Raw genomic sequence first — 20,814 nt, 5'->3', positions numbered from 1 at the left:
CTTCGCTCCGTCAAGCGTCACCGGACGCGTTGCCTACACTGACTTCCGGCAGTTTCGCGAATCCGAGGCGATTGGCCTCGTTCCACCACGTCCAGGTCACGTCCGCCGGCGATACATCCAGATGCATGTCCTGCGGATCAGGGAACGAATCACCCTGGGCGACATAGGCCTGGCGGTACCACTGATTGAACGTCGCGGCTCGAGGATGGTCATCCGTCACACTGGCCTGCCATATACCCGTCACCGGGCACGCGCGTGTGCCTCGACACTGGATCAGCGGATCGGGAAAATGCGCGGTGCGCGCGATGCCCTGCGCCACGCGGGGTTCCGATACCGGTTGTTGTACTGCCACCGGAATCGCATCGCCGACGTAATGAAAGAAGATACGTCCATCTTCCAGAACAAGACCGGGACGACTGCGATCGAATAGTTCGTCCTTGCTGTAGTGCATCGGCACCTGCGCCAGATTCCAGGCGAAATGACGTTCGGCAGTCGGATACTTGAGCTGTGCGAGCCAATAACCGCCCACCGGTGCAGCGGTGGTTTCAGCCTGCGGAGGTACGGTGACAGGCGGCTTCTCCGGCAACGTATAGCCATCGGGTACATGCGCGCGACCGGTACGTAGTGAGACCGGATGAGCGGCGGGTTTGGAAGGTGACGCCGGTGCCGACATCACGGCCTTCGCCGCATTGATCAGCGTCTCCTTGTTGCCGTCCCACTTGGGCAATTTGGATGGCGGCAGCGGCACCATCTTGTCGAGGTTCGGCAGGCGAAGGTCGGGATCGCGCTCGAGGCGGTCGGCGAGAATTCCGTAGCGTTCGGCGCGTGCCTCGTCCTTGACATGGCCGACCAACGGATCACCCTTGCCAAACGAAGCGCTCAACCATCCGGCACTCTCGGCGCTCCCGAATTTCACACCGGCATGCAAGGTCTTGAGTGCGCGTTCATTGTTCTCGCCCAATTCTGCGCGATCACCTACGATCGTCGTCCCAAGTTCATATGCTGCACGCCCGTTTCCCTGTGCGACGCCGCATTCCAGCATCTGGAGAGCAATCTTGCGATTGCCCCAAAAGCCTGCCTTCGGGTCGTCATAGAGCGCGTCCATTTTGCCCCCCAGATATGCCATCGCACTCGGGCTACCCATATCCGCAGCCAGTTGCCAGAATGCATAGGCTCTGCTCGCATCCTGCTTCACCCCCATCCCGTCCATGTAATACGTGCCCATCAGATCGTAGGCCGCCGGAATGCCGAGTTTCATCGCCTGTTCAGCGATTTGAACAGCATGTTCGGAATCACCATCCACGCCTTCGCCGCGAGCGTACGCATTCGCCAGATTCAGCATCGCCTTCCAGTGTTTGCGCTCGGCGGCCTTCGCCCATAACTCGACGGCCCCCCTATAGTCGCGCTGATCCGGCCACAGCAACGAACTGGTGAGCGCGATCGCTCGCGTATTCCAACGATCTGCCTCTGGATCGATCCGAGGAACAACGTCGGCTTCATGCTTGCATTCGAACGCTTCGCGGTGCGGATTGAACGCAGTCAGCGACATGTTGCGAGGAAGCGAATCGTTCCTTGAACAGGCGGCACATCCAACGATCAGAAGAACGGAAGCCAATCGGATCAACCGGCCACGGTCCGCGGTAATCAGACGCAATCGAATTCGCACGATATCGAATACCTTGCACGACAAGAAATGAATGCACAGTCACGTGCGCAGTATGGAACGGCACAAACGGCCTGGTGACAAGGCCCTCATCCGGCAATTTCTTGGGCCATCGGCAATGGCCCGCAGTCGGGACAGCATCTCCGTTCATATGCCGCTGATTTTACGTTGCGTCCCTTTAACCTGTCCCTACCCCACAATTCTTGACTATGCGCACGCCGTCGAACTGGTAGGATGCGCATCACCAGGCGATGACGCATCCGGCGCACCTGATCGTTCCCCTTTTCGATCTCCCGCACGCGATCCCTTGCCGCGCCGAGCCACCGGCTCAGCCCCCCGTCGAACCCCGCAACACTCCGGCGTCGGCCCCACCCGACCCGTTGCAGCAACCGTTGGAGTAGCGCACGTTGCGCCTGCAAGCATGAAGAAACTGAAGCAGCACATCCGCATCCTGGGCGAGATCGACCGCACGCCGCTGGTACGCGCCGGCGCGCTGCTGTTGATGGCCGGCCTGCTGTACCTGCTGTGGCCGTCGGCCGAAACCGCCTACCTCGCGATGGAGTCGGTCATACGCTGACGCAGCACGCCCATCCCCGCACTACGCTATACTCGCGTAATGGAAACCAAACCCGCCTCGCCGAACGTGCATCGCTGGTGGCGCGCCTGACCCAGGCGGCCCGTTTCCTTTTGCATGTCCCGAACGTGATGCCGCCAGCCATGGCGGCATTGTCGTTTCTGCGCCCGAATCATGGCTGGTGGCTTCGATAACCCGGAGCCAATCCACACCATGACGCACCCGACCCGACCGACCATCCTCACCGGCGACCGCACGACCGGCCCGCTGCATCTCGGCCACTACATCGGCTCGCTGCGCGCGCGCGTGCAGATGCAGCACGACGCGACGCAGTTCCTGCTGCTCGCCGACACGCAGGCGCTGACCGACAACATGGGCCGTCGCCAGCGCGTCACCGAAAACGTGATCGAGGTCGCGCTCGACTACCTGGCCGTCGGCATCGACCCGGCGATCTCGACGATCGTCGTCCAGTCGCAGGTGCCCGAGCTCGCCGAGCTGTCGCAATACCTGCTCAACCTCGTCACGGTCGCGCGCCTCGAGCGCAATCCGACCATCAAGGAAGAGATCCGCCTGCGCGGTTTCGAGCGCGACATCCCGGCCGGCTTCCTGACCTATCCCGTCAGCCAGGCCGCCGACATCACCGCGTTCAAGGCGACGCACGTGCCGGTCGGCGACGACCAGCTGCCGATGATCGAACAGACCAACGAACTCGTGCGCCGCTTCAACGCGACGGTCGACAAGCCGGTGCTGGTGGAATGCGAGGCCGTGCTGTCGGCGGTCACGCGGCTGCCGGGCATCGACGGCAAGGCGAAGATGAGCAAGTCGCTCGGCAACGCGATCACGCTCGGCTCGACGCCGGACGAGATCACGCAGGCCGTGAAGGACATGTACACGGATCCGAACCACCTGCGCGTGAGCGATCCCGGCCAGGTCGAAGGCAACGTCGTGTTCACATTCCTCGACGCGTTCGAGCCCGACGTGCAGAAGGTCGACGAACTGAAGGCGCACTATCGCCGCGGCGGCCTCGGCGACAGCGTCGTCAAGCGCGTGCTGAACGAGCGGCTGCAGGCGCTGATCGAGCCGATCCGTGCGCGCCGCCGCGAATTCGAGGCGGACAAGGCGGAGGTAATGGGGATCCTGAAGCGCGGCACGATGCATGCGCGCGAGGTGGCCGGCGCGACGCTGGCCGAGGTGAAAGGCGCGATGGGGCTCACGTATTTCGATTGAGCCGTGCGCGGCAAACGCGGCCGGGCGGCGTGGCGTGGCGCGATGCCGGCGCCGCGCTTACCCCGATGTCCACCGGCACGCCGCGAAGCCGCGGTCAGTCGCCCGCAAGCACCGTCACGACCGCTCGTGCGCCGACGGCGCTACGTGGCACACGGCCTCGATCCGGTTGCCGGCAGGGTCGACGAGAAACGCCGCGTAGTAGTCGGCGTGATAATGCGGCCTCAATCCGGGATCGCCGTCGGACTGGCCGCCCGCGCAGAGCCCTGCCTCGAAAAATGCATGTACCTGCTCGCGAGAAGCGGCCTTGAAGCACCAGTGCCGCTTGCTCGTTCCGACTTCGGCGGGATCGAGATAAACGGCCAGGAAAGTCGAGGTGGTGTCGTTTGCATTGCAGCGTTCGCCGTAACCGAGTGCGGCGGGCCGGTCGTAAACCTTGGCCGCGCCAAGTGCGGCCATGACGCCGTCATAGAACGGGCGCGCCTGGTCGATATCAGGAACGCCGATGGACACGTGGTCGAGAAGTTGCATGGGATTGGCTCCGTTGAACGAGTACGAGTCTACACAAACATGTCACTTCGAACCGGCTAGCGGTACAACCGGATCGCAAAACCGGAGGACAGGATTCCATGACGGACGACCGCCACATTTGGGAAGCACTGGAAGCATTCGTTCGCGAGGAGGCGGCAGTATCGAGCAAACAGCGGATTACCGCGGAGACCTCGATCGCCGACGATCTCGGACAAACCGGAGACGACGCGGACATCTTCATGGAGCGCTTCTTCGCCCGATTCGGTGTGGATCGTGGCGACTACGATTTCGGGCGTTACTTCCTGATGGAGGGTGAAGGGCTCCTGTATCACCTGGTTCGCAAGTTCATTCTCAGGAAGCCCCATACGTTCGATCGAGACGCGTTGACCGTCTGCATGCTGGGCAAAGCTATAGCGCTGGGTGCGTGGGACGCCGATGCGATCAGGAACTGATGCTCACGCAGCGTCACCGACGCTTTGATCGGCACGTCGAACACCGCGCCCGCCACGCGTCACTTCATCTGCATCAGCTGCACGAGGTTGCCGCACGTATCGTCGAGCACCGCGACCCGCACGGGCCCCGCGTCCATCGGCGCCAGCGTGAAGCGCACGCCGAGCGCGTCGAGCCGCGCGAACTCCGCGTCGAGATCGTCGACCTGGAACGACGCCGCCGGAATGCCGTCCTCGTAGAGCGCCTGACGAAAAGGCCCGACCGCGCGATGATGGCTCGGCTCGAGCATCAGCTCGGTGCCGTCAGGCTGGTCCCTCGACACGACCGTCAGCCAGCGGTACTCGCCCACCGGCACGTTGTTCTTCAACCGGAAGCCGAGGGTGTCGGTATAGAACGCGAGTGCCTTGTCCTGATCGTCGACAAAGATGCTCGTCACGTAGATGCGCATGTGATGTTCTCCGAATCACGCGTGCCGTCGCGCGCGTCGTCGCCGTGCCGCTCACGTGATCTGATACGTCGATGCCGGCACGAATTCCTCCGGCATCGCGCGATCGCCCAGCTCGAGCACCGACCGTTCGATCGTGCGCGCCATCGCATCGAGCGCGAGCGCGTTCGGCGCGAGGCCGAACGGCTCCGCGACCTCGTTCGCGATCGCTTCGAGCGCGATCAGCGTGTACGAAATGAACACGCAAATCAGCGGCGTGAAAAACTCCGTCGAATCGACGAGGCCGAACGGCAGCAGCACGCAATAAGCATAGACGGTGCGATGCAGCAGCACGCTGTACGAGAACGGAATCGGCGTCGTCAGGATCCGCTCGCAGCCGCCCACCGCCTTGCCGAGTTCGACCAGCTGCGCATCGAACATCCAGCACGTCGCATCGCTGCCGGGCGCGCGGCCCAGCGCGCGGACGATCCCGCCGCGCAGTTCGTCGAGAATCGCGACGGGCTGGTAGCACTTGTGCGCGAACGCGGCGGCGCGCTCGGCGCCGAGGACGCGCTGCAGGTCTTGCGCCGGATCGGTATGACGCAGCTGATGCTTCAGCGCATACGTGAACGCGATCAGCAGATCGGCGAGCCGGTTGCGCTCCGCGTCGCCGACGCTGTCGGGCAGGTAGCGCCGCAGTTGCGACGTGACGGTGCGCGCGGCGATCAGCAGGTTGCCCCACAGAAGCCGCGCCTCCTTGAAGCGCTCGAAGCTCGCGTTGTTGCGAAACGCGAGAAAGATCGCGAGCGCGAGCCCGAACAGCGTGAACGGCGCGGTGTTCAGCGGAATCTTCTCGCCGAAGATGCGCCCGTTCGTGAAGACCGCCAGCGTGCTGACGACCGCCATGAACACGAGTTGCGGAATGATCGACTGCAGCACGGAGCCGTTCCACACGAACAGCATCCTGAGCCAGTTTTGTCGTGGTCTGACGATCATGGTGTTGTCTCGACTGCCAAGGGAATACGCAATGCGGCGCGCCGCCGCCCGATGTGCGACGGCCCGCGCGTGGCGGGCCGCTGTCCGATCGATACCGGGCCGGGTGACGAGCCGCACGGCGGCTGCGCGAGATGATACGCCCGCGCACGCCGCACGCCGCGCGCCGTCACCGGCCGCGCCGGTCAGTGATAGCCGGCGTCGCCCTCGCGCACCTTGCCGCGGAACACGCGGTACTGCATCGCGTTGTACACGAGGATGATCGGCAGCACGATCACGGTGCCGACGAGCGCGAACAGCTGGCTCGAATGGCTCGACGACGCATCCCAGATCGTCAGCGACGGCGGCACGATGTTCGGCCAGATGCTGATCACGAGCCCGGTATAGCCGAGGAACACGAGCGCGAGCGTCAGCAGGAACGGCGTTGCCTCGTGCCGGCGCTTCAGCGTATGGAAGATGCCCCACACGCATGCGACGACGAGGACCGGCACCGGCAGGAACCAGCCGAGGTAGCCGCTGCCGAACCAGCGGTGCGCGACGGCCGGCAGCCCGATCACGGTCCACAGGCTGACCACGCCCATCACGGCGAGCAGCACGCCCGCGAGCGGCTTCATCAGCACGCGCATCTTGCGCTGCAGTTCGCCGTCGACCTTCAGGATCAGCCAGCCGCAGCCGAGCGTCGCATAGGTGACGAGCACGCCGATCCCGCAGAACAGGCTGAACGGCGACAGCCAGTCGAACGGCCCGCCCGCGAACTGGTTGTTCACGATCCGGATGCCCTGCAGCAGCGAACCGAGCGTGACGCCCTGGCAGAACGCGGCCAGCGCGGAGCCGCCGATGAACGCGAGATCCCACAGGTGTTGCGTGCGGTTCGCCTTCGCGCGCAACTCGAACGCCGCGCCGCGGAAGATCAGCCCGACCACCATCAGGATCAGCGGCAGGTAGTTCGCCGGCAACAGCGTCGAGTAGACGACCGGGAATGCGCCGTACAGGCCCGCGCCGCCAAGCACCAGAAAGGTCTCGTTGCCGTCCCACACCGGCGCGACGGTATTCAGCATGACTTCGCGTTCGACCTTGGCGTCGAAGAACGGAAACAGCAGGCCGATGCCGAGGTCGAAGCCGTCCAGCATCACGTAGATGAACACGCCGAGGCCGATGATCGCGGCCCACACGACAGGAAGATCGATCTGCATGGCTTACTCCGCTTCGGTGACGTTCAGCGGCGTGGACAGCGCGCTCTTGCGCAGCCCCGGATGCCGGTGCAGCTCGATGTATCCGGCGTGGGCAGCCGGTCCGCGCTTCATCAGGTTCAGCATGTAGTAGATACCCGTTCCGAACACCAGGAAATACACGACCACGAAGATCAGCAGCGACACGCCGACCTGCTGCGCGCTGAGCGGCGCGACCGAATCGACGGTGCGCAGCACGCCGTAGACGGTCCACGGCTGCCGCCCGACCTCGGTCGTGATCCAGCCGGCCAGCAGCGCGACGATGCCCGACGGCCCCATGCACACGACGAACCACTGGAACCAGCGCGTTTCATACAGGCGTCCGCCCTTTCTCAGCAGCAGGCCGAGCAGCGCGGTGAGCAGCATCAGCATCCCGAGGCCGGCCATGATCCGGAAGGTCCAGAACACGATCGGCGAATACGGACGGTCCTGCGCCGGGAATTCCTTCAGCCCGCGAATCTCGCCGCTCCAGCTGTGCGTGAGGATCAGGCTGCCGAGGTGCGGCACCTGGATCGCATAGCGCGTCGTCTCGGCCTGCATGTCGGGCAGGCCGACGAGGTTCAGCGCGGTGCCGCCCTTCTCGGTTTCCCACAGCCCTTCGATCGCCGCGATCTTCGCCGGCTGGTATTCGCGCGTGTTCAGCCCGTGCGCGTCGCCGACGACGATCTGGATCGGCGCGAGCAGCAGCAGCATCCACAGCGCCATCGAGAAGCTGCGCTTGACCGGCTCGTCGCGGCGCCCCTTCAGCAGGTGCCACGCGCCGCACGCGGCGACGATGAAGCCCGCGACGATGAAGGCGGCGATCGTCATGTGCACGAGGCGATACGGGAACGACGGGTTGAAGATGATCTTGAACCAGTCGACCGGCACGACGAGGCCGTTCTCGATCTTGTAGCCCTGCGGCGTCTGCATGAAGCTGTTCGACGCGAGGATCCAGAACGTCGAGATCAGCGTGCCGACCGCGACCATCAGCGTCGCGAAGAAGTGCGCGCGCGGGCTGACGCGCTGCCAGCCGAACAGCATCACGCCGAGGAAGCCGGCCTCGAGGAAGAAGGCCGTCAGGACTTCGTACGTGAGCAGCGGGCCGGTGATGTTGCCCGCGACGCGCGAGAAGCCCGCCCAGTTCGTGCCGAACTCGTAGGCCATCACGACGCCGGAGACGACGCCCATCCCGAAGCCGATCGCGAAGATCTTCGACCAGAACTGGAACATGGATTTGTAGGCGGCGTCGCCGGTGACGAGATAGCGCCATTCCAGCACCGCCAGGAAGCTCGCCATGCCGATGCTGATCGCCGGAAACACGATGTGGAACGACACCGTGAACGCGAATTGCAATCGGGCGAGATGGAACGCATCGAAGATTTCCATGACCGTAATTTGCTCGTGGTTGTGAGGACGTCAGCTCGAAGCAGGAAATCGCGCGACGGCTTCGCGACGGCACGTGCACACAACGACGGATCGCAGTGCACGGCAACGAAGCGTGAATGACGATATCGCGTTTCAGACGATACTCGCAATCGCGCGGACGTGCGCTGAAACTGTGCTTTCCCCGGGGCCGAAGATGTGTGTACGGAAAACCCGTTTCGGCGCCGCGAGGCCCTCGGCTGTACTGCTTTCCGTTCTGCAACGCTGTGCATCCGCGGCACCGCCGAACGCCCGTACCATCGGCTCCTGGCCTGCCCGTGGCGAGCGAGCGCGACCCCGCGCACCGCCCCCGCAGAATCCGTTTCGATCGCCCGGCGCCCGCGCCGGCCGATCCCCCTGGAGAAACCCGCATGGAGCCCAGCGACCGCACCGACGATCCGGCCGGCACCCGCGCGTGTCATGTGACGCGTCATCGTGCCGGCGACGCGCGGGACACCGTCGATCGCGTCGTCGACGAAACGCCGGTTGCACTCGTATTCAACGGCATCGCGCACACGGTGATGATGGCGACGCCGATCGACCTCGACGCGTTCGGCCTCGGCTTCGCGCTGAGCGAAGGGATCGTCGAGCGCGCGTCGGACGTCTTCGATATCGAAAGCGAATGCCGGCCCGGCAGCGCCGAAGTGCGGCTCACCGTGGCGCAGCAGGCGTTCATGGCGCTGAAGGCGCACCGGCGCGCGCTGGCCGGCCGCACCGGCTGCGGCGTCTGCGGGATCGAGAGCATCGCGCAGCTCGACCTGCATCCGCCGCGCATCGCGGCCGCGGGCGCGGCGGCCGGCATCGGCGCCGACGCCGTCGCGCGCGCCGCCCGCGCGCTGCCGCAGCGGCAGCCGCTGATGCACGCGACCGGCGGCATCCACGCGGCCGCGTGGTGCGAGCGCGACGGCACGGTGCTGGAAGTCGTCGAGGACGTCGGCCGCCACAACGCGCTCGACAAGCTGATCGGCCGGCTCGCGCGGCGCCGCGCCGACCTGGGCGCGGGCTTCGTGTTCCTGTCCAGCCGCGCGAGCTACGAGCTCGTGCGCAAGGCCGCACGCGTCGGCATCCCGATGATCGCGACGATTTCTGCGCCGACCTCGCTCGCGATCGACGTCGCCCGCGAAGCCGGCGTGCGGCTGCTCGGCTTCTGCCGCAACGACGGCTTCGTCGAATACGTGTCGCCCGACCCGCTCCCGTTACCCGAACCGACGCCTGCGCAACCGCAGGCGCTCACCGCTTGATGAAACCCCTGACCGATTTCGACACCGCCCAACGGCAGTTCGCCGGCGTATTCGCGCCGTCGCATGCGGCCGTCTCCATCCCGGTCGCGCAGGCGGCCGGCCACGTGCTCGCCACGCCGCTCACCGCGGTGCTCGACCAGCCGCCCGCCGACCAGAGCGCGATGGACGGCTACGCGGTCCGTCACGCGGACCTCGAATACGGCGAGCCGCTGCGCGTCGCGCAGCGCTGCTATGCGGGCGACGCGCCGGCGCCGCTCGCGCCGCGCACCGCCGCGCGCATCTTTACCGGCAGCCTGATTCCGCCGGGCGCCGACACCGTCGTGATGCAGGAGCACGCGCACGAACAGGATGGCTGGGTTGCGTTCGACACACCGCAGCGCAGCGGATCGCATATCCGCCGCCGCGGCGAGGAAGTGCGCGCGGGCGACCTGCTGATGCCGGCCGGCGTGCGGCTCGGCGCGATGCACGTCGGCGCCGCCGCCGCGCAGGGTTGCGCGCGCATCGACGTGCGCCCGCCGCTGCGGGTCGGCATCCTGATGACCGGCGACGAGCTCGTCCCGTGCGGCCAGCCGCACGCGCCGCAGCAGATCTACAACAGCAACGCGCCGATGCTCGCCGCGCTGGTGTCGGGAACCGGTGCCGGCGTCGCGGCGAGCGAGCACGCCGCCGACACGCCGGCCGCCGTGGAACAGGCGCTGCGCGGCATGGCCGCGCGCTGCGACCTGGTCGTCTGCGTCGGCGGTGCATCGGTCGGCGACAAGGACCTGCTGCGTCCCGCGCTGACCGCGCTCGGCGCCGCGTTCGTGGTGTCGGGCGTGCGGATGAAACCCGGCAAGCCGGTCGCGCTCGCGCGGCTCGACGAACGGCCCGTGGCGCTGCTGCCCGGCAATCCGGGCGCCGCGATGACCGCGTTCGCGCTGTTCGTCACGCCGCTGATCCGCTGCCTGCAGGGGCGCGACGACTGCCTGCCGGCCGTGCCGTCGCTGCCGATCGACATCGACGTCGAACCCGATGCGCAGCGCGAGCGCTTCGTCCGCGTGCGCCGCACCCTCGACGCCAACGGCGCGCCCGTACTCGATACGCTGCGGCAACAAGGCGCCGGCACGCTGCAATCGCTCGTTCAGGCGAGCGGCCTCGCGCGGCTGCCGGCCGGCCGACGCATCGCGCGCGGCGACGCGGTGCCGTATTACGATTTCGCGCACTGGCTCGCGTGAGCATGCCCATGCGCGTCATGTCCGCCTTGCGTGCCGGCAGGATCACGAACTGTATTCCTGCATTTCGGGCGGGATTGTGTCCCTGTCGGAAAAATCCGGCGGACTATCCTCACGAAGAGGCTCGTCACGACCCGTGCGCCGACACGTCGGCACACAGGCGGCCGACCGGCGACGCCGTTCCGCTCACTTCATGCAGGTCGAAAAACCGATCGTGAATGCCATCGCTCCCGCACCGGCCGCCACTGCATCCGGCGGCGCATCGCCCGGCGCCTTCCCCCGCCCGCTCGACACGCTCGCGCGGCCGCTGCGCGATCTGCGGCTGTCCGTCATCGACCAGTGCAACTTCCGCTGCGGCTATTGCATGCCGCGCGACAGCTTCGGGCCCGACTATGCGTTCATGCCGTCGTCCGAGCGGCTGTCGTTCGCGCAACTGGAGAAGATCGCGCGCGCGTTCGTCTCGCTCGGCGTCGAGAAGATCCGCCTCACCGGCGGCGAGCCGCTGCTGCGCCGCAATCTCGAAGCGCTGATCGAACGGCTCGCGACGCTGACGACCGTCGACGGCAAGCCCATCGAAATCGCGCTGACGACCAACGGTTCGCTGCTCGCCGCGAAGGCACGCACGCTGCGCGATGCGGGCCTGTCGCGCGTGACCGTGAGCCTCGACGCGATCGACGATGCCGTGTTCCGCCGGATGACCGACACCGACGTGCCGGTCGCGCGCGTGCTGGCCGGCATCGAGGCTGCGCAGGCGGCCGGGCTCGCGCCCGTGAAGGTCAACGCCGTGATCGAGCGCGGCGCCAACGACGACCAGATCCTGCCGCTCGTGCGCCACTTCCGTCATAGCGGCGTGGCCGTGCGCTTCATCGAATACATGGACGTCGGCGGCGCGAGCGCGTGGTCCGGCGACAAGGTCGTGCCGGCCGCGCGGATGCGCGAACGCATCGACGCGAGTTATCCGCTCGTGCTCGTCGGCGAACCCGGCCACGACGCCACCGCCATCCGCTGCCGGCACATCGACGGCGCGGGCGAGGTCGGCTTCATCGCGAGCGTGTCGCATCCGTTCTGCGGCACGTGCTCGCGCGCCCGCGTGTCGGCCGACGGCCAGCTCTATACGTGCCTGTTCGCGATGCAGGGCACCGACCTGCGGCCGTGGCTCGACGACGGCGCATCGGTCGACCACCTCGCCGACGCCGTGCGCGCGCGATGGACGCGACGCGACGACCGCTATTCCGAGCGGCGCGCCACGCGTGCGGCCCGGCCGTCGGGCAAGACCTATCCGACCGTGCGCATGTCGCTCGTCGGCGGCTGACGGCTGCCGCGCTCGGCGGCGCGCACCGCTTACTGGAGAACCGTCATGACGAGTTTCACCGAATCCCGTGCCGCGTCACCCGACGATCCGTCGCGTGACGCCACCCATGCCGAACCCGCCGAGCCGCACGCCGAGCCGCCGCCGGCGATTGCCGCCGGCTTCGAGGTGCGTGTGCAGTACGCGGCGATCGACGCCGGCACCGAGATCGCACCGATCGTTCGGAATCCGAATGTCGGCGCGGTCGTGAATTTCCTCGGTGTCGTGCGCAACGAGGGCGACGTCGACGACGTGATCGCGCTCGAAGTCGAACACTATCCGACGATGACCGAGCAGGCGCTCTGGAGCATCGTCGAGGAAGCCAGTGCGCGCTGGCGGCTCGAAGCGGTCAGGATCGTGCATCGCGTCGGGCGCATTCCGCTCGGCCAGCCGGTCGTGATCGTCGTGGTGGCCGCCGCGCATCGTGCGTCGGCATTCGATGCGTGTGAATTCATCATGGACTTCCTGAAGACGCATGCGCCGTTCTGGAAGAAGGAGATCCGGCACGACGGCGTGGCCGGCTGGGTCGAGCCGAAGGCGCACGACGATCAGGCGATGCGGCGGTGGGGTTGAGCGTGCCGGTCAATGCGTTGCCGATTCCGCCCATTCCGCCGATTTCGCCCGGGACATTTCAATGAAACTGACGATCAAATACTTTGCGAGCATTCGCGAACAGCTGCATATCGAACAGGAAGTCGTCGAGATCGATGCGCACGAGGTCACCGTCGACGCGCTGCGCGGCACGCTCGCCGCACGCGACGCGCGCAGCGGCGAAGCGTTGCGGATGGACCGGCCCGTGCGGGCGGCCGTGAATCTCGAGATGGTGACCGGGGGATTCGTCGTGCGGGAGGATAGCGAGGTGGCATTTTTCCCGCCGGTGACGGGCGGGTGATCCGTTCGCATCGGGCGGCGACCGGCGGGCTTAGGCTGCCCGATGCCTGACTGGCGGCTAGACGAACTCGCGAAGAAAATCCGGGACGGGTGGTCGATCGACGTCGGGTAGCCGGCCGGCGCGCCGGCCACTTTCCGCACGGCCGGACGCGCGGGCATCCGTTCGCGCCAGGCGAGCCGGTTCGGTGTTTCGGCCGTCGTCGGCGCGCCCTTGCGCGCGCCGAACAACTGCGTCATGTCGAACGCGATGTGCGCGTACGAAAAGGCTGCATCCAGCCCCCAAATTGGGGTCGACTACATCTCCGGTCGCAACGAAGTTGTCATGAACCCCGCCCACGAAACAGGCAAATGGATCATCAAGCCACGCGACTTGCCGTGACCTGCATCCAGCCTCATTTCTCCTGATTTTTATATTCAGAGTATTTTCGCGAGTCGCCCCTCACTCTGTCAGCCGGATACTTTGCCCGGTTGAGCTCCATCTTCTCAAGCACCGCCTGAAAAAGATCGACATCCATCTTGTCCGCGAGGCGAACCAGATACACCAATACGTCGGCCATCTCGTGACGAACGGCCGTCAGGTTGGCTTCGCCAAGTTCGCTCTTGTCGCCCGAAACGAGCCATTGAAACGGCTCCAGCAATTCACTCGCTTCGATGCTGAGCGCTGTCGCCAGGTTCTTCGGCGTGTGGAATTTGTCCCAGTCGCGCTCGTCGACAAACTGGCGGACGAGTTCGCGCAACTCCACTAGATCATTCCGCAACTCTGACTTTTCCACGTAGCGACTCCTGGTGCATATCCAAAATCTATCGATGCCTTCGACGGCATGCGGGCATGAGAAATCCGCCCTTCGGCCTGCAAGTACAGCTCCCCCGCACGGACAGACCCGAATGATATAGGAGCTGGAAGCTGCCACGGCAAGCGTCGCACCAAGGGCAAGCGAAATGCCGTCCCGCCGTCAGGGCATCATAGCGACGGCCCAAATTCACGATCACGCCCCTGCGTCGAACCGTCCCGCTCCGGCCCACGCAGGTCGCAATGTTCCGCCCCCTTCGCATCCAGGCTTCGATGCGCTCCGCCGGATACCCGGCACGACGGCTCACCCGCCATCCGCCGCAACTCTTATATAAGACATAAGACATTTGACGCCTGACCATATTGCGACTAGAATCCCGTCCAAGCAGTGAAGCAGTGTCCGGAACAGCAGCCTCGGCGTGCCTGGAAAGCCCTTCCCCTGAAACGCAATCTCAGCAGGTCCCCCCATGCTTGAAAACTTTCGTGCTCACGTGGCCGCCCGCGCCGCGCTCGGTATTCCCCCCCTGCCGCTGACGGCTCAGCAAACCGCCGAACTGGTGGAACTGCTGGCGCACCCGCCCGCAGGCGAAGAGCAGACGTTGCTCGACCTGATCACCCACCGCGTGCCCGCCGGCGTCGACGAAGCCGCGCGCGTGAAGGCCGGCTTCCTGGCCGCCGTCGCGAAGGGCGAGACGGCCTGCCCGCTGATCTCGCGCGAGCGCGCGACCGAGCTGCTCGGCACGATGCTCGGCGGCTACAACATCCAGCCGCTGATCGAGCTGCTGTCCGACGAAGCGGTCGCGGCCGTCGCTGCCGACGCGCTGAAGAAAACCCTGCTGATGTTCGACCAGTTCCATGACGTGAAGGAACTCGCCGACCAGGGCAACGCACACGCGAAGGCCGTGCTGCAGAGCTGGGCCGACGCCGAATGGTTCACGAGCCGTCCGGAAGTGCCGGAAAGCCTGACCATCACCGTGTTCAAGGTCACGGGCGAAACCAACACCGACGACCTGTCGCCGGCCCCGGACGCCACCACCCGCCCGGACATCCCGATGCACGCGCTGGCGATGTTGAAGAACGCGCGCCCCGGCATCACGCCGGAAGAAGACGGCAAGCGCGGCCCGGTCAAGTTCATCGAATCGCTGAAGGAAAAGGGTCACCTGGTCGCCTACGTCGGCGACGTGGTCGGCACCGGCTCCTCGCGCAAGTCGGCCACCAACTCGGTGCTGTGGTTCACCGGCGAAGACATCCCGTTCGTCCCGAACAAGCGCTTCGGCGGCGTGTGCCTCGGCGGCAAGATCGCCCCGATCTTCTACAACACGATGGAAGACGCCGGCGCGCTGCCGATCGAACTCGACGTGTCGCAGATGAACATGGGCGACGTGGTCGAACTGCGTCCGTACGAAGGCAAGGCGCTGAAGGACGGCAACGTGATCGCCGAATTCCAGGTCAAGTCCGACGTGCTGTTCGACGAAGTGCGCGCCGGCGGCCGCATTCCGCTGATCATCGGCCGCGGCCTGACCGCGAAGGCGCGTGAAGCGCTCGGCCTCGCACCGTCGACGCTGTTCCGCCTGCCGCACCAGCCGGCCGACAGCGGCAAGGGCTTCTCGCTCGCGCAGAAGATGGTCGGCCGTGCATGCGGTTTGCCGGAAGGCCAGGGTGTGCGCCCGGGCACGTACTGCGAACCGAAGATGACCTCGGTCGGCTCGCAGGACACCACGGGCCCGATGACCCGCGACGAACTGAAGGATCTGGCGTGCCTCGGCTTCTCGGCCGACCTCGTGATGCAGTCGTTCTGCCACACCGCCGCTTATCCGAAGCCGGTCGACGTGAAGACGCACCAGACGCTGCCGAACTTCATCAGCACGCGTGGCGGCATCGCACTGCGTCCGGGCGACGGCGTGATCCACTCGTGGCTGAACCGCATGCTGCTGCCCGACACCGTCGGCACCGGCGGCGACTCGCACACGCGCTTCCCGATCGGCATCAGCTTCCCGGCAGGCTCGGGCCTGGTCGCGTTCGCGGCCGCCACCGGCACGATGCCGCTCGACATGCCGGAATCGGTGCTGGTCCGCTTCAAGGGCAAGATGCAGCCGGGCGTCACGCTGCGTGACCTCGTCAACGCGATTCCGCTGTACGCGATCAAGCAGGGCATGCTGACGGTCGCCAAGCAAGGCAAGAAGAACATCTTCTCGGGCCGCATCCTCGAAATCGAAGGCCTCCCCGACCTGAAGGTCGAGCAGGCGTTCGAACTGTCGGATGCGTCGGCAGAGCGTTCGGCCGCCGGTTGCACGGTGCGCCTGAACAAGGAACCGATCATCGAATACCTGAACAGCAACATCACGCTGCTCAAGTGGATGATTGCGCAGGGCTACCAGGATCCGCGCAGCCTGCAGCGCCGTATCGCGGCGATGGAGCAATGGCTGGCCGACCCGCAACTGCTCGCTCCGGATGCCGACGCCGAATACGCGGCCGTCATCGAGATCGACCTCGCCGACATCCACGAGCCGATCGTCGCCTGCCCGAACGACCCGGACGACGTGAAGACGCTGTCCGACGTGGCTGGCGCCAAGATCGACGAAGTGTTCATCGGCTCGTGCATGACCAACATCGGTCACTTCCGTGCCGCGTCGAAGCTGCTGGAAGGCAAGCGCGACATTCCGGTCAAGCTGTGGGTCGCGCCTCCGACCAAGATGGACCAGAAGCAACTGACGGAAGAAGGTCACTACGGCGTGTTCGGCACGGCCGGCGCACGCACCGAAATGCCGGGCTGCTCGCTGTGCATGGGTAACCAGGCACAGGTGCGCGAAGGCGCGACGGTGATGTCGACGTCGACCCGCAACTTCCCGAACCGCCTGGGCAAGAACACGAACGTGTACCTCGGCTCGGCGGAGCTGGCGGCGATCTGCTCGCGCCTGGGCAAGATCCCGACCAAGGAAGAGTACATGGCCGACATGGGCGTGCTCACGGCAAACGGCGACAAGATCTACCAGTACATGAACTTCGACCAGATCGAAGACTTCAAGGAAGTCGCCGACACCGTGCAGATCTAAGCATGCTGTCGCGCTGCGGCGGGTGATGCCCGTCGTGGCGACACGCAATGGCGCCGCGGGCTGAATGGCCGCGGCGCCATTTTTTTTGGATTTTTGGATGTCGCCGGCGCTATAAAACGGTCCGGCTCACACGTCAGGCCATCCCCTTCAGCCAGCCGAGCAGATCCGACTGCGCGCTTCCGTCCTTCACGGGCTCCGGCGTCAGCAGGCAATAGTGCGAGCCGTCCTCGACGAAACCCATCGGCGCGACCAGCACGCCGCTTTCGAGGTCGTCGCGAACGAGATGCCACGGCCCGATCGCGACACCCAACCCCGCGACGGCCGCCTGAAGGCTGAAATAGAAATGGTCGAACGCCTGCCCGCGTCCGCTTCCCGCCGGCTGATGCGCGGCCGCCGCCCATTCCTTCCATGCGTCCGGCCGCGTCCGGGTATGCAGTCGCGGCGCGCCCCGCTTCAACGCGCGGTCATGCCGACTGCCTGAAAACCACGCATCGACCTTGTCGGGCCGGCACACGGGACCGACCTTCTCCGCGAACAGTCGCTCCGCGTGATAGCCGGCGGGCCACGCAAAGTCATTGCGGCGGATCGCCATGTCGATGCCGTTGTCGAACGAGAACGCGCCGCCCGCCGCGGCGAGATGGATATCGACGCCCGCGTAAGCCGCCTGGAAATCCGGCCAGCGCGGAATCAGCCAGCGCATCAGCAGCGTCGGTTCGCACGACAGCACCCAACGCTGCGCGCGGGCCGCCTCGGTCCGCAATTCGTGCGCGGCCTGTTTCATCAGATGCAGGCCGTCATGAACGGCCTGCGCCAGCTTGCGGCCCGCGTCGGTCAGGAAGACCCGACGACTGCGCCGCTCGAACAACGCCACACCGAGATCGTCTTCGAGCAGACGCACCGCGCGACTGACGGCGCCGTGCGTCAGATGCAGTTCATCGGCGGCACGGCTGAAATGCTCATGGCGCGCCGCCGCCTCGAAGCAGCGCAGGGCCATCAACGACGGCAGATTGGCTCGAACCTCATGTGAGTCAGGCTCACCATCCTGGTCAGAAAACATCGCTTTTCCTCACGAATCGTGATCCCTAATATTCGCTCATCACGATGAATTTCAAAAGGACGATGCAATGACGGAATGGATAGTCGTAGTCACCATCACGCTGCTGGCCGTCATCAGCCCGGGGCCGGATTTCGCGATGGTCACGCGCAACAGCCTGCTGCTGTCGCGCCGCTCGGGCCTGCTCACCGCGTGGGGAATCGGGCTGGGTGTGACGGTTCACGTGAGCTACACGCTGCTCGGCGTCGGCCTCCTGATCCGCCAGTCGCTGTGGCTCTTCAATGCCGTGAAGCTCGTCGGCGCGCTCTACCTGATCTACCTCGGCACGAAGATGCTTGCGGCCAAACCCGTGGACGGCCGCCCCGCGACGCAGGCCGCGCCCCTGTCGGATCTGGCGGCGCTGCGCACCGGCTTTCTGACGAACGCGCTGAATCCGAAAACCACCGTGTTCATCGTCAGCCTGTTCATGCAGGCGGTCCGCCCCGACACGCCATTACCGGTGCAGATCGGCTACGGCCTGTTCATCGCGCTGGCGCACGCGGGCTGGTTCAGTCTCGTGGCGCTCTGTTTCTCCGCCGACGCCGTCCGCGATCGCTTGCTGTCCCTGCGTCACTGGATCGATCGCACGTTTGGCGTGTTGCTCGTCGGCTTCGGCGTGATGTTGGCCATTGCGCGCGGCAGCCGCTGATCGCCGCACGCCGACACCCGGGCGCGCAGTTCAACCCGCATATCGCCATCGAGCAGGCCGGCGCACGCGACGCGCACCGGCCGTCCCCTCACCGCATGCACGACGCCGCGAGCTTGCCGACCGCGATCACCGCCTGCTCGATCTCCGGCGACCACGGGCTGCTGTAGTTCAGCCGGATGAAATTGCGGTAGTTGTCGGTGATCGAGAACATGTAACCCGGACCGATCGTGATCCCCTGCTCCAGCGCGAGCTGGTATAGCCGCATCGCATCGACCTGCGCCGGCAACTCGACCCACAGCACGTAGCCGCCCGCCGGGCTCGAGATGCGCGTGCCTTCCGGGAAGAACCGCGACACCATCGCGCGCATCAGGTTCGCCTGCTGCGCATACGCCTTGCGCAAGCGCCGCAGGTGATGCTCGTAACCGTCGCGTTCGAGAAACTCGGCGATCGCCAGCTGCGGCAGCGACGGCGTCGCCAGCGTGTTCAGGAACTTCAGCTTCTCGACCTGATCGCGATAGCGGCCCGGCAACGCCCAGCCGATCCGGTAGGCGGCCGTCAGGCTCTTCGAGAACGACGCGCAGTGCAGCACGATCCCGCTGCGGTCGTAGGACTTCAGCGTGCTCGGATGCGACTCGCCGAAATACAGTTCGTTATACACACCGTTCTCGATGATCGGCATGTCGATTTTAGTTGCGAACTCAACCAGTTCGCGCTTGCGCTCGTCGGGCATCTGGAAACCGAGCGGATTCTGGAAGTTCGGCATCACCATGCACGCGGCGATCGGCTGAGACTTCGCGATCGCCGCCAGCGCCGCGATGTCGATTCCGTATTCCGGATGCGTCGCCACCTCGATCGCCTTCATCCCCATCCGCTCGATCGCGTGCAGCATCGCGTAGAACGTCGGCGACTCCACCGCGATCGTGTCGCCCGGTTTCGCGACTGCCTGCAGACACAGGTTGATCGCCTCCGTCGCGCCGACCGTCACGATGATCTCGTTCGGGTCGACCGACATCCCGTTTTCCAGGTAGCGCCGTGCGATCTGCCGGATCAGGCGCGGATGGCCGGGCGGCAGCCCGTCGGTCACGCCCCACAGCGACTTGTCGCGACCGGCCGCATACGCATAGCGGTTCAGCTTCTCGAACGGAAACAGGCTCGGGTCGGGATACGGCGAGCCGAGCGGCACCGCGTCGTCGGTGCCGATCGAGCGCAGCGTCGACAGCACGAGCCGGCTCATGTCCACCGACGACGAGATCGCGATCGGCTTCGACGGGCGCAGTTCGCGCACCGGCGCATGGTTGTCGTCGCGCCGCAGGTTCACGAAGTAGCCCGACTGCGGGCGGCTCTCCAGCAGCCCGCGGCTTTCGAGCAGCAGGTACGCGTGCAGCACGGTCGTGATGCTGATCCGGTGCTGCTGGCTCGCCTGCCGCACCGACGGAATCCGGTCGCCGTGCCGGTACACGCCCTGGCGGATCAGGCGTTCGATGTCGTCCGCGAGTTTTTCGTAGAGCTTCATCGCATGCTCCCAGCCGGCCTGCGTATGCGCGCCGCTGCTCCGTGCGCGTCCGAAGCGCGCGTGTTCTGCCCGCCGACCGGGCTGTCGTGACGCCTGATTGCTCCCTCCGGTTTTGCCTTTTCCATCGCCGTGGCTCGCTTTTGAAGATGCGCCGGGCGGCCCGTGACGTCTGGGCTTGCGGCACTGTGCACTTGATGTACGCATCTTAAAAGCAGAACAGTTGGCGCGGAGTACACACATCGGATACGCACACAAGAGTACAGTTCGGCGCGAATTGGCGATTTCGGGCGAACTGTACGTCTTATCAATTGGCGTAGAGGCTGGAAAATTGATGCGGCGGCCGCGATTCGAGGGGGTACGGGTGACCGCGCAGTTCGCGGTTGCGTCCGCGGCATCCGGCAATGCAGTACAGGCCCGGCAGGGATGGGTTGCGCCGACCCGCGATCGTCCCGCCGTGAAAAATCACGCCAGAACGCCGCGGCGATTGGCACGCGCGTCAGCGCGTGTCTCGATGGTCGGGGAATCGGGCCCGG

The 20,814-nt window shown here is 65.8% G+C and carries 19 protein-coding genes; 10 read left to right on the top strand and 9 right to left on the bottom strand.

Annotation, left to right across the window (positions count from 1 at the left end; genetic code table 11):
* Nucleotides 1-10: 10 nt before the first annotated feature.
* Entirely contained in the window at nucleotides 11-1,549 is a 1,539-nt protein-coding gene (locus DID99_RS04015) for a DUF6396 domain-containing protein (protein WP_124666117.1), read from the bottom strand.
* A 535-nt stretch (nucleotides 1,550-2,084) separates the two neighbouring features.
* Between DID99_RS04015 and DID99_RS37125 the strand changes: the two genes are divergently transcribed.
* Both DID99_RS37125 and trpS read left to right on the top strand, forming a co-directional pair.
* Nucleotides 2,085-2,240 carry a hypothetical protein gene (locus tag DID99_RS37125; RefSeq protein ID WP_185715783.1) on the top strand — a complete coding sequence of 52 codons (156 nt, stop codon included), beginning with the start codon at nucleotides 2,085-2,087 and terminating at the stop codon, nucleotides 2,238-2,240.
* Between the two features lie 210 nt (nucleotides 2,241-2,450).
* Nucleotides 2,451-3,464: a tryptophan--tRNA ligase gene (trpS, locus tag DID99_RS04010; protein WP_124666116.1), complete on the top strand. Its 1,014-nt coding sequence runs from the start codon at nucleotides 2,451-2,453 to the stop codon at nucleotides 3,462-3,464.
* 114 nt (nucleotides 3,465-3,578) lie between these two features.
* Here the strand turns inward: trpS and DID99_RS04005 are convergent, their stop codons facing one another.
* Nucleotides 3,579-3,992, bottom strand: coding sequence for a VOC family protein (locus tag DID99_RS04005; RefSeq protein WP_124666115.1), 414 nt, complete (start codon nucleotides 3,990-3,992; stop codon nucleotides 3,579-3,581).
* A gap of 98 nt (nucleotides 3,993-4,090) precedes the next feature.
* On the opposite strand from DID99_RS04005, the gene DID99_RS04000 reads away from it, so the two are divergent.
* Complete coding sequence (locus DID99_RS04000; protein WP_124666114.1) at nucleotides 4,091-4,444, top strand: DUF1493 family protein; 354 nt, start codon at nucleotides 4,091-4,093, stop codon at nucleotides 4,442-4,444.
* 59 nt (nucleotides 4,445-4,503) lie between these two features.
* On the opposite strand, the gene DID99_RS03995 is transcribed toward DID99_RS04000, so the two are convergent.
* From DID99_RS03995 to DID99_RS03980, 4 genes are all read right to left on the bottom strand, one after another.
* Nucleotides 4,504-4,890: a VOC family protein gene (locus tag DID99_RS03995; protein WP_124572133.1), complete on the bottom strand. Its 387-nt coding sequence runs from the start codon at nucleotides 4,888-4,890 to the stop codon at nucleotides 4,504-4,506.
* Between the two features lie 51 nt (nucleotides 4,891-4,941).
* Nucleotides 4,942-5,862 (bottom strand): bestrophin family protein, encoded by a 921-nt coding sequence (locus DID99_RS03990; RefSeq protein ID WP_124666113.1) that lies wholly within the window; start codon nucleotides 5,860-5,862, stop codon nucleotides 4,942-4,944.
* 182 nt (nucleotides 5,863-6,044) lie between these two features.
* Nucleotides 6,045-7,052 carry a cytochrome d ubiquinol oxidase subunit II gene (cydB, locus tag DID99_RS03985; protein ID WP_124572132.1) on the bottom strand — a complete coding sequence of 336 codons (1,008 nt, stop codon included), beginning with the start codon at nucleotides 7,050-7,052 and terminating at the stop codon, nucleotides 6,045-6,047.
* Between the two features lie 3 nt (nucleotides 7,053-7,055).
* Nucleotides 7,056-8,456, bottom strand: coding sequence for a cytochrome ubiquinol oxidase subunit I (locus DID99_RS03980; RefSeq protein ID WP_044848141.1), 1,401 nt, complete (start codon nucleotides 8,454-8,456; stop codon nucleotides 7,056-7,058).
* 407 nt (nucleotides 8,457-8,863) lie between these two features.
* Between DID99_RS03980 and fdhD the strand changes: the two genes are divergently transcribed.
* The 5 genes from fdhD (at nucleotide 8,864) to DID99_RS03945 (ending at nucleotide 13,184) form a co-directional block, all read left to right on the top strand.
* Nucleotides 8,864-9,733 (top strand): formate dehydrogenase accessory sulfurtransferase FdhD, encoded by an 870-nt coding sequence (fdhD, locus tag DID99_RS03970; protein WP_124666112.1) that lies wholly within the window; start codon nucleotides 8,864-8,866, stop codon nucleotides 9,731-9,733.
* On the top strand, nucleotides 9,733-10,947 hold the full coding sequence (gene glp / locus DID99_RS03965; protein WP_124666111.1) for a gephyrin-like molybdotransferase Glp: 1,215 nt from the start codon (nucleotides 9,733-9,735) through the stop codon (nucleotides 10,945-10,947). Before fdhD ends, glp begins: the two co-directional genes overlap by 1 nt.
* Before the next feature lie 190 nt (nucleotides 10,948-11,137).
* Entirely contained in the window at nucleotides 11,138-12,256 is a 1,119-nt protein-coding gene (gene moaA, locus DID99_RS03955) for a GTP 3',8-cyclase MoaA (RefSeq protein ID WP_124666110.1), read from the top strand.
* A gap of 45 nt (nucleotides 12,257-12,301) precedes the next feature.
* Entirely contained in the window at nucleotides 12,302-12,865 is a 564-nt protein-coding gene (locus DID99_RS03950; RefSeq protein WP_124666109.1) for a molybdenum cofactor biosynthesis protein MoaE, read from the top strand.
* 61 nt (nucleotides 12,866-12,926) lie between these two features.
* Complete coding sequence (locus DID99_RS03945) at nucleotides 12,927-13,184, top strand: MoaD/ThiS family protein (RefSeq protein ID WP_124666108.1); 258 nt, start codon at nucleotides 12,927-12,929, stop codon at nucleotides 13,182-13,184.
* 391 nt (nucleotides 13,185-13,575) lie between these two features.
* On the opposite strand, the gene DID99_RS03935 is transcribed toward DID99_RS03945, so the two are convergent.
* A complete protein-coding gene (locus tag DID99_RS03935) occupies nucleotides 13,576-13,956 on the bottom strand; it encodes a nucleotide pyrophosphohydrolase (RefSeq protein ID WP_044848135.1) in 381 nt (126 codons plus the stop codon).
* A 484-nt stretch (nucleotides 13,957-14,440) separates the two neighbouring features.
* On the opposite strand from DID99_RS03935, the gene acnB reads away from it, so the two are divergent.
* Nucleotides 14,441-17,026 (top strand): bifunctional aconitate hydratase 2/2-methylisocitrate dehydratase, encoded by a 2,586-nt coding sequence (gene acnB / locus DID99_RS03930; protein WP_124521645.1) that lies wholly within the window; start codon nucleotides 14,441-14,443, stop codon nucleotides 17,024-17,026.
* 133 nt (nucleotides 17,027-17,159) lie between these two features.
* Here the strand turns inward: acnB and DID99_RS03925 are convergent, their stop codons facing one another.
* A complete protein-coding gene (locus DID99_RS03925) occupies nucleotides 17,160-18,083 on the bottom strand; it encodes a LysR family transcriptional regulator (RefSeq protein ID WP_124666107.1) in 924 nt (307 codons plus the stop codon).
* Nucleotides 18,084-18,150: 67 nt separating this feature from the next.
* Between DID99_RS03925 and DID99_RS03920 the strand changes: the two genes are divergently transcribed.
* Entirely contained in the window at nucleotides 18,151-18,768 is a 618-nt protein-coding gene (locus DID99_RS03920) for a LysE family translocator (protein WP_124666106.1), read from the top strand.
* 88 nt (nucleotides 18,769-18,856) lie between these two features.
* Here DID99_RS03920 and DID99_RS03915 read toward each other — a convergent pair whose 3' ends face one another.
* Nucleotides 18,857-20,281: a PLP-dependent aminotransferase family protein gene (locus DID99_RS03915; protein WP_044848131.1), complete on the bottom strand. Its 1,425-nt coding sequence runs from the start codon at nucleotides 20,279-20,281 to the stop codon at nucleotides 18,857-18,859.
* Nucleotides 20,282-20,814: the final 533 nt, after the last annotated feature.

It is taken from the genome of Burkholderia sp. Bp8986, assembly GCF_003854225.1.
Classification (GTDB): domain Bacteria; phylum Pseudomonadota; class Gammaproteobacteria; order Burkholderiales; family Burkholderiaceae; genus Burkholderia.
The sequence above is the reverse complement of the archived record's forward strand: the minus strand, read 5'-3'. Positions and strand labels throughout refer to the sequence as shown.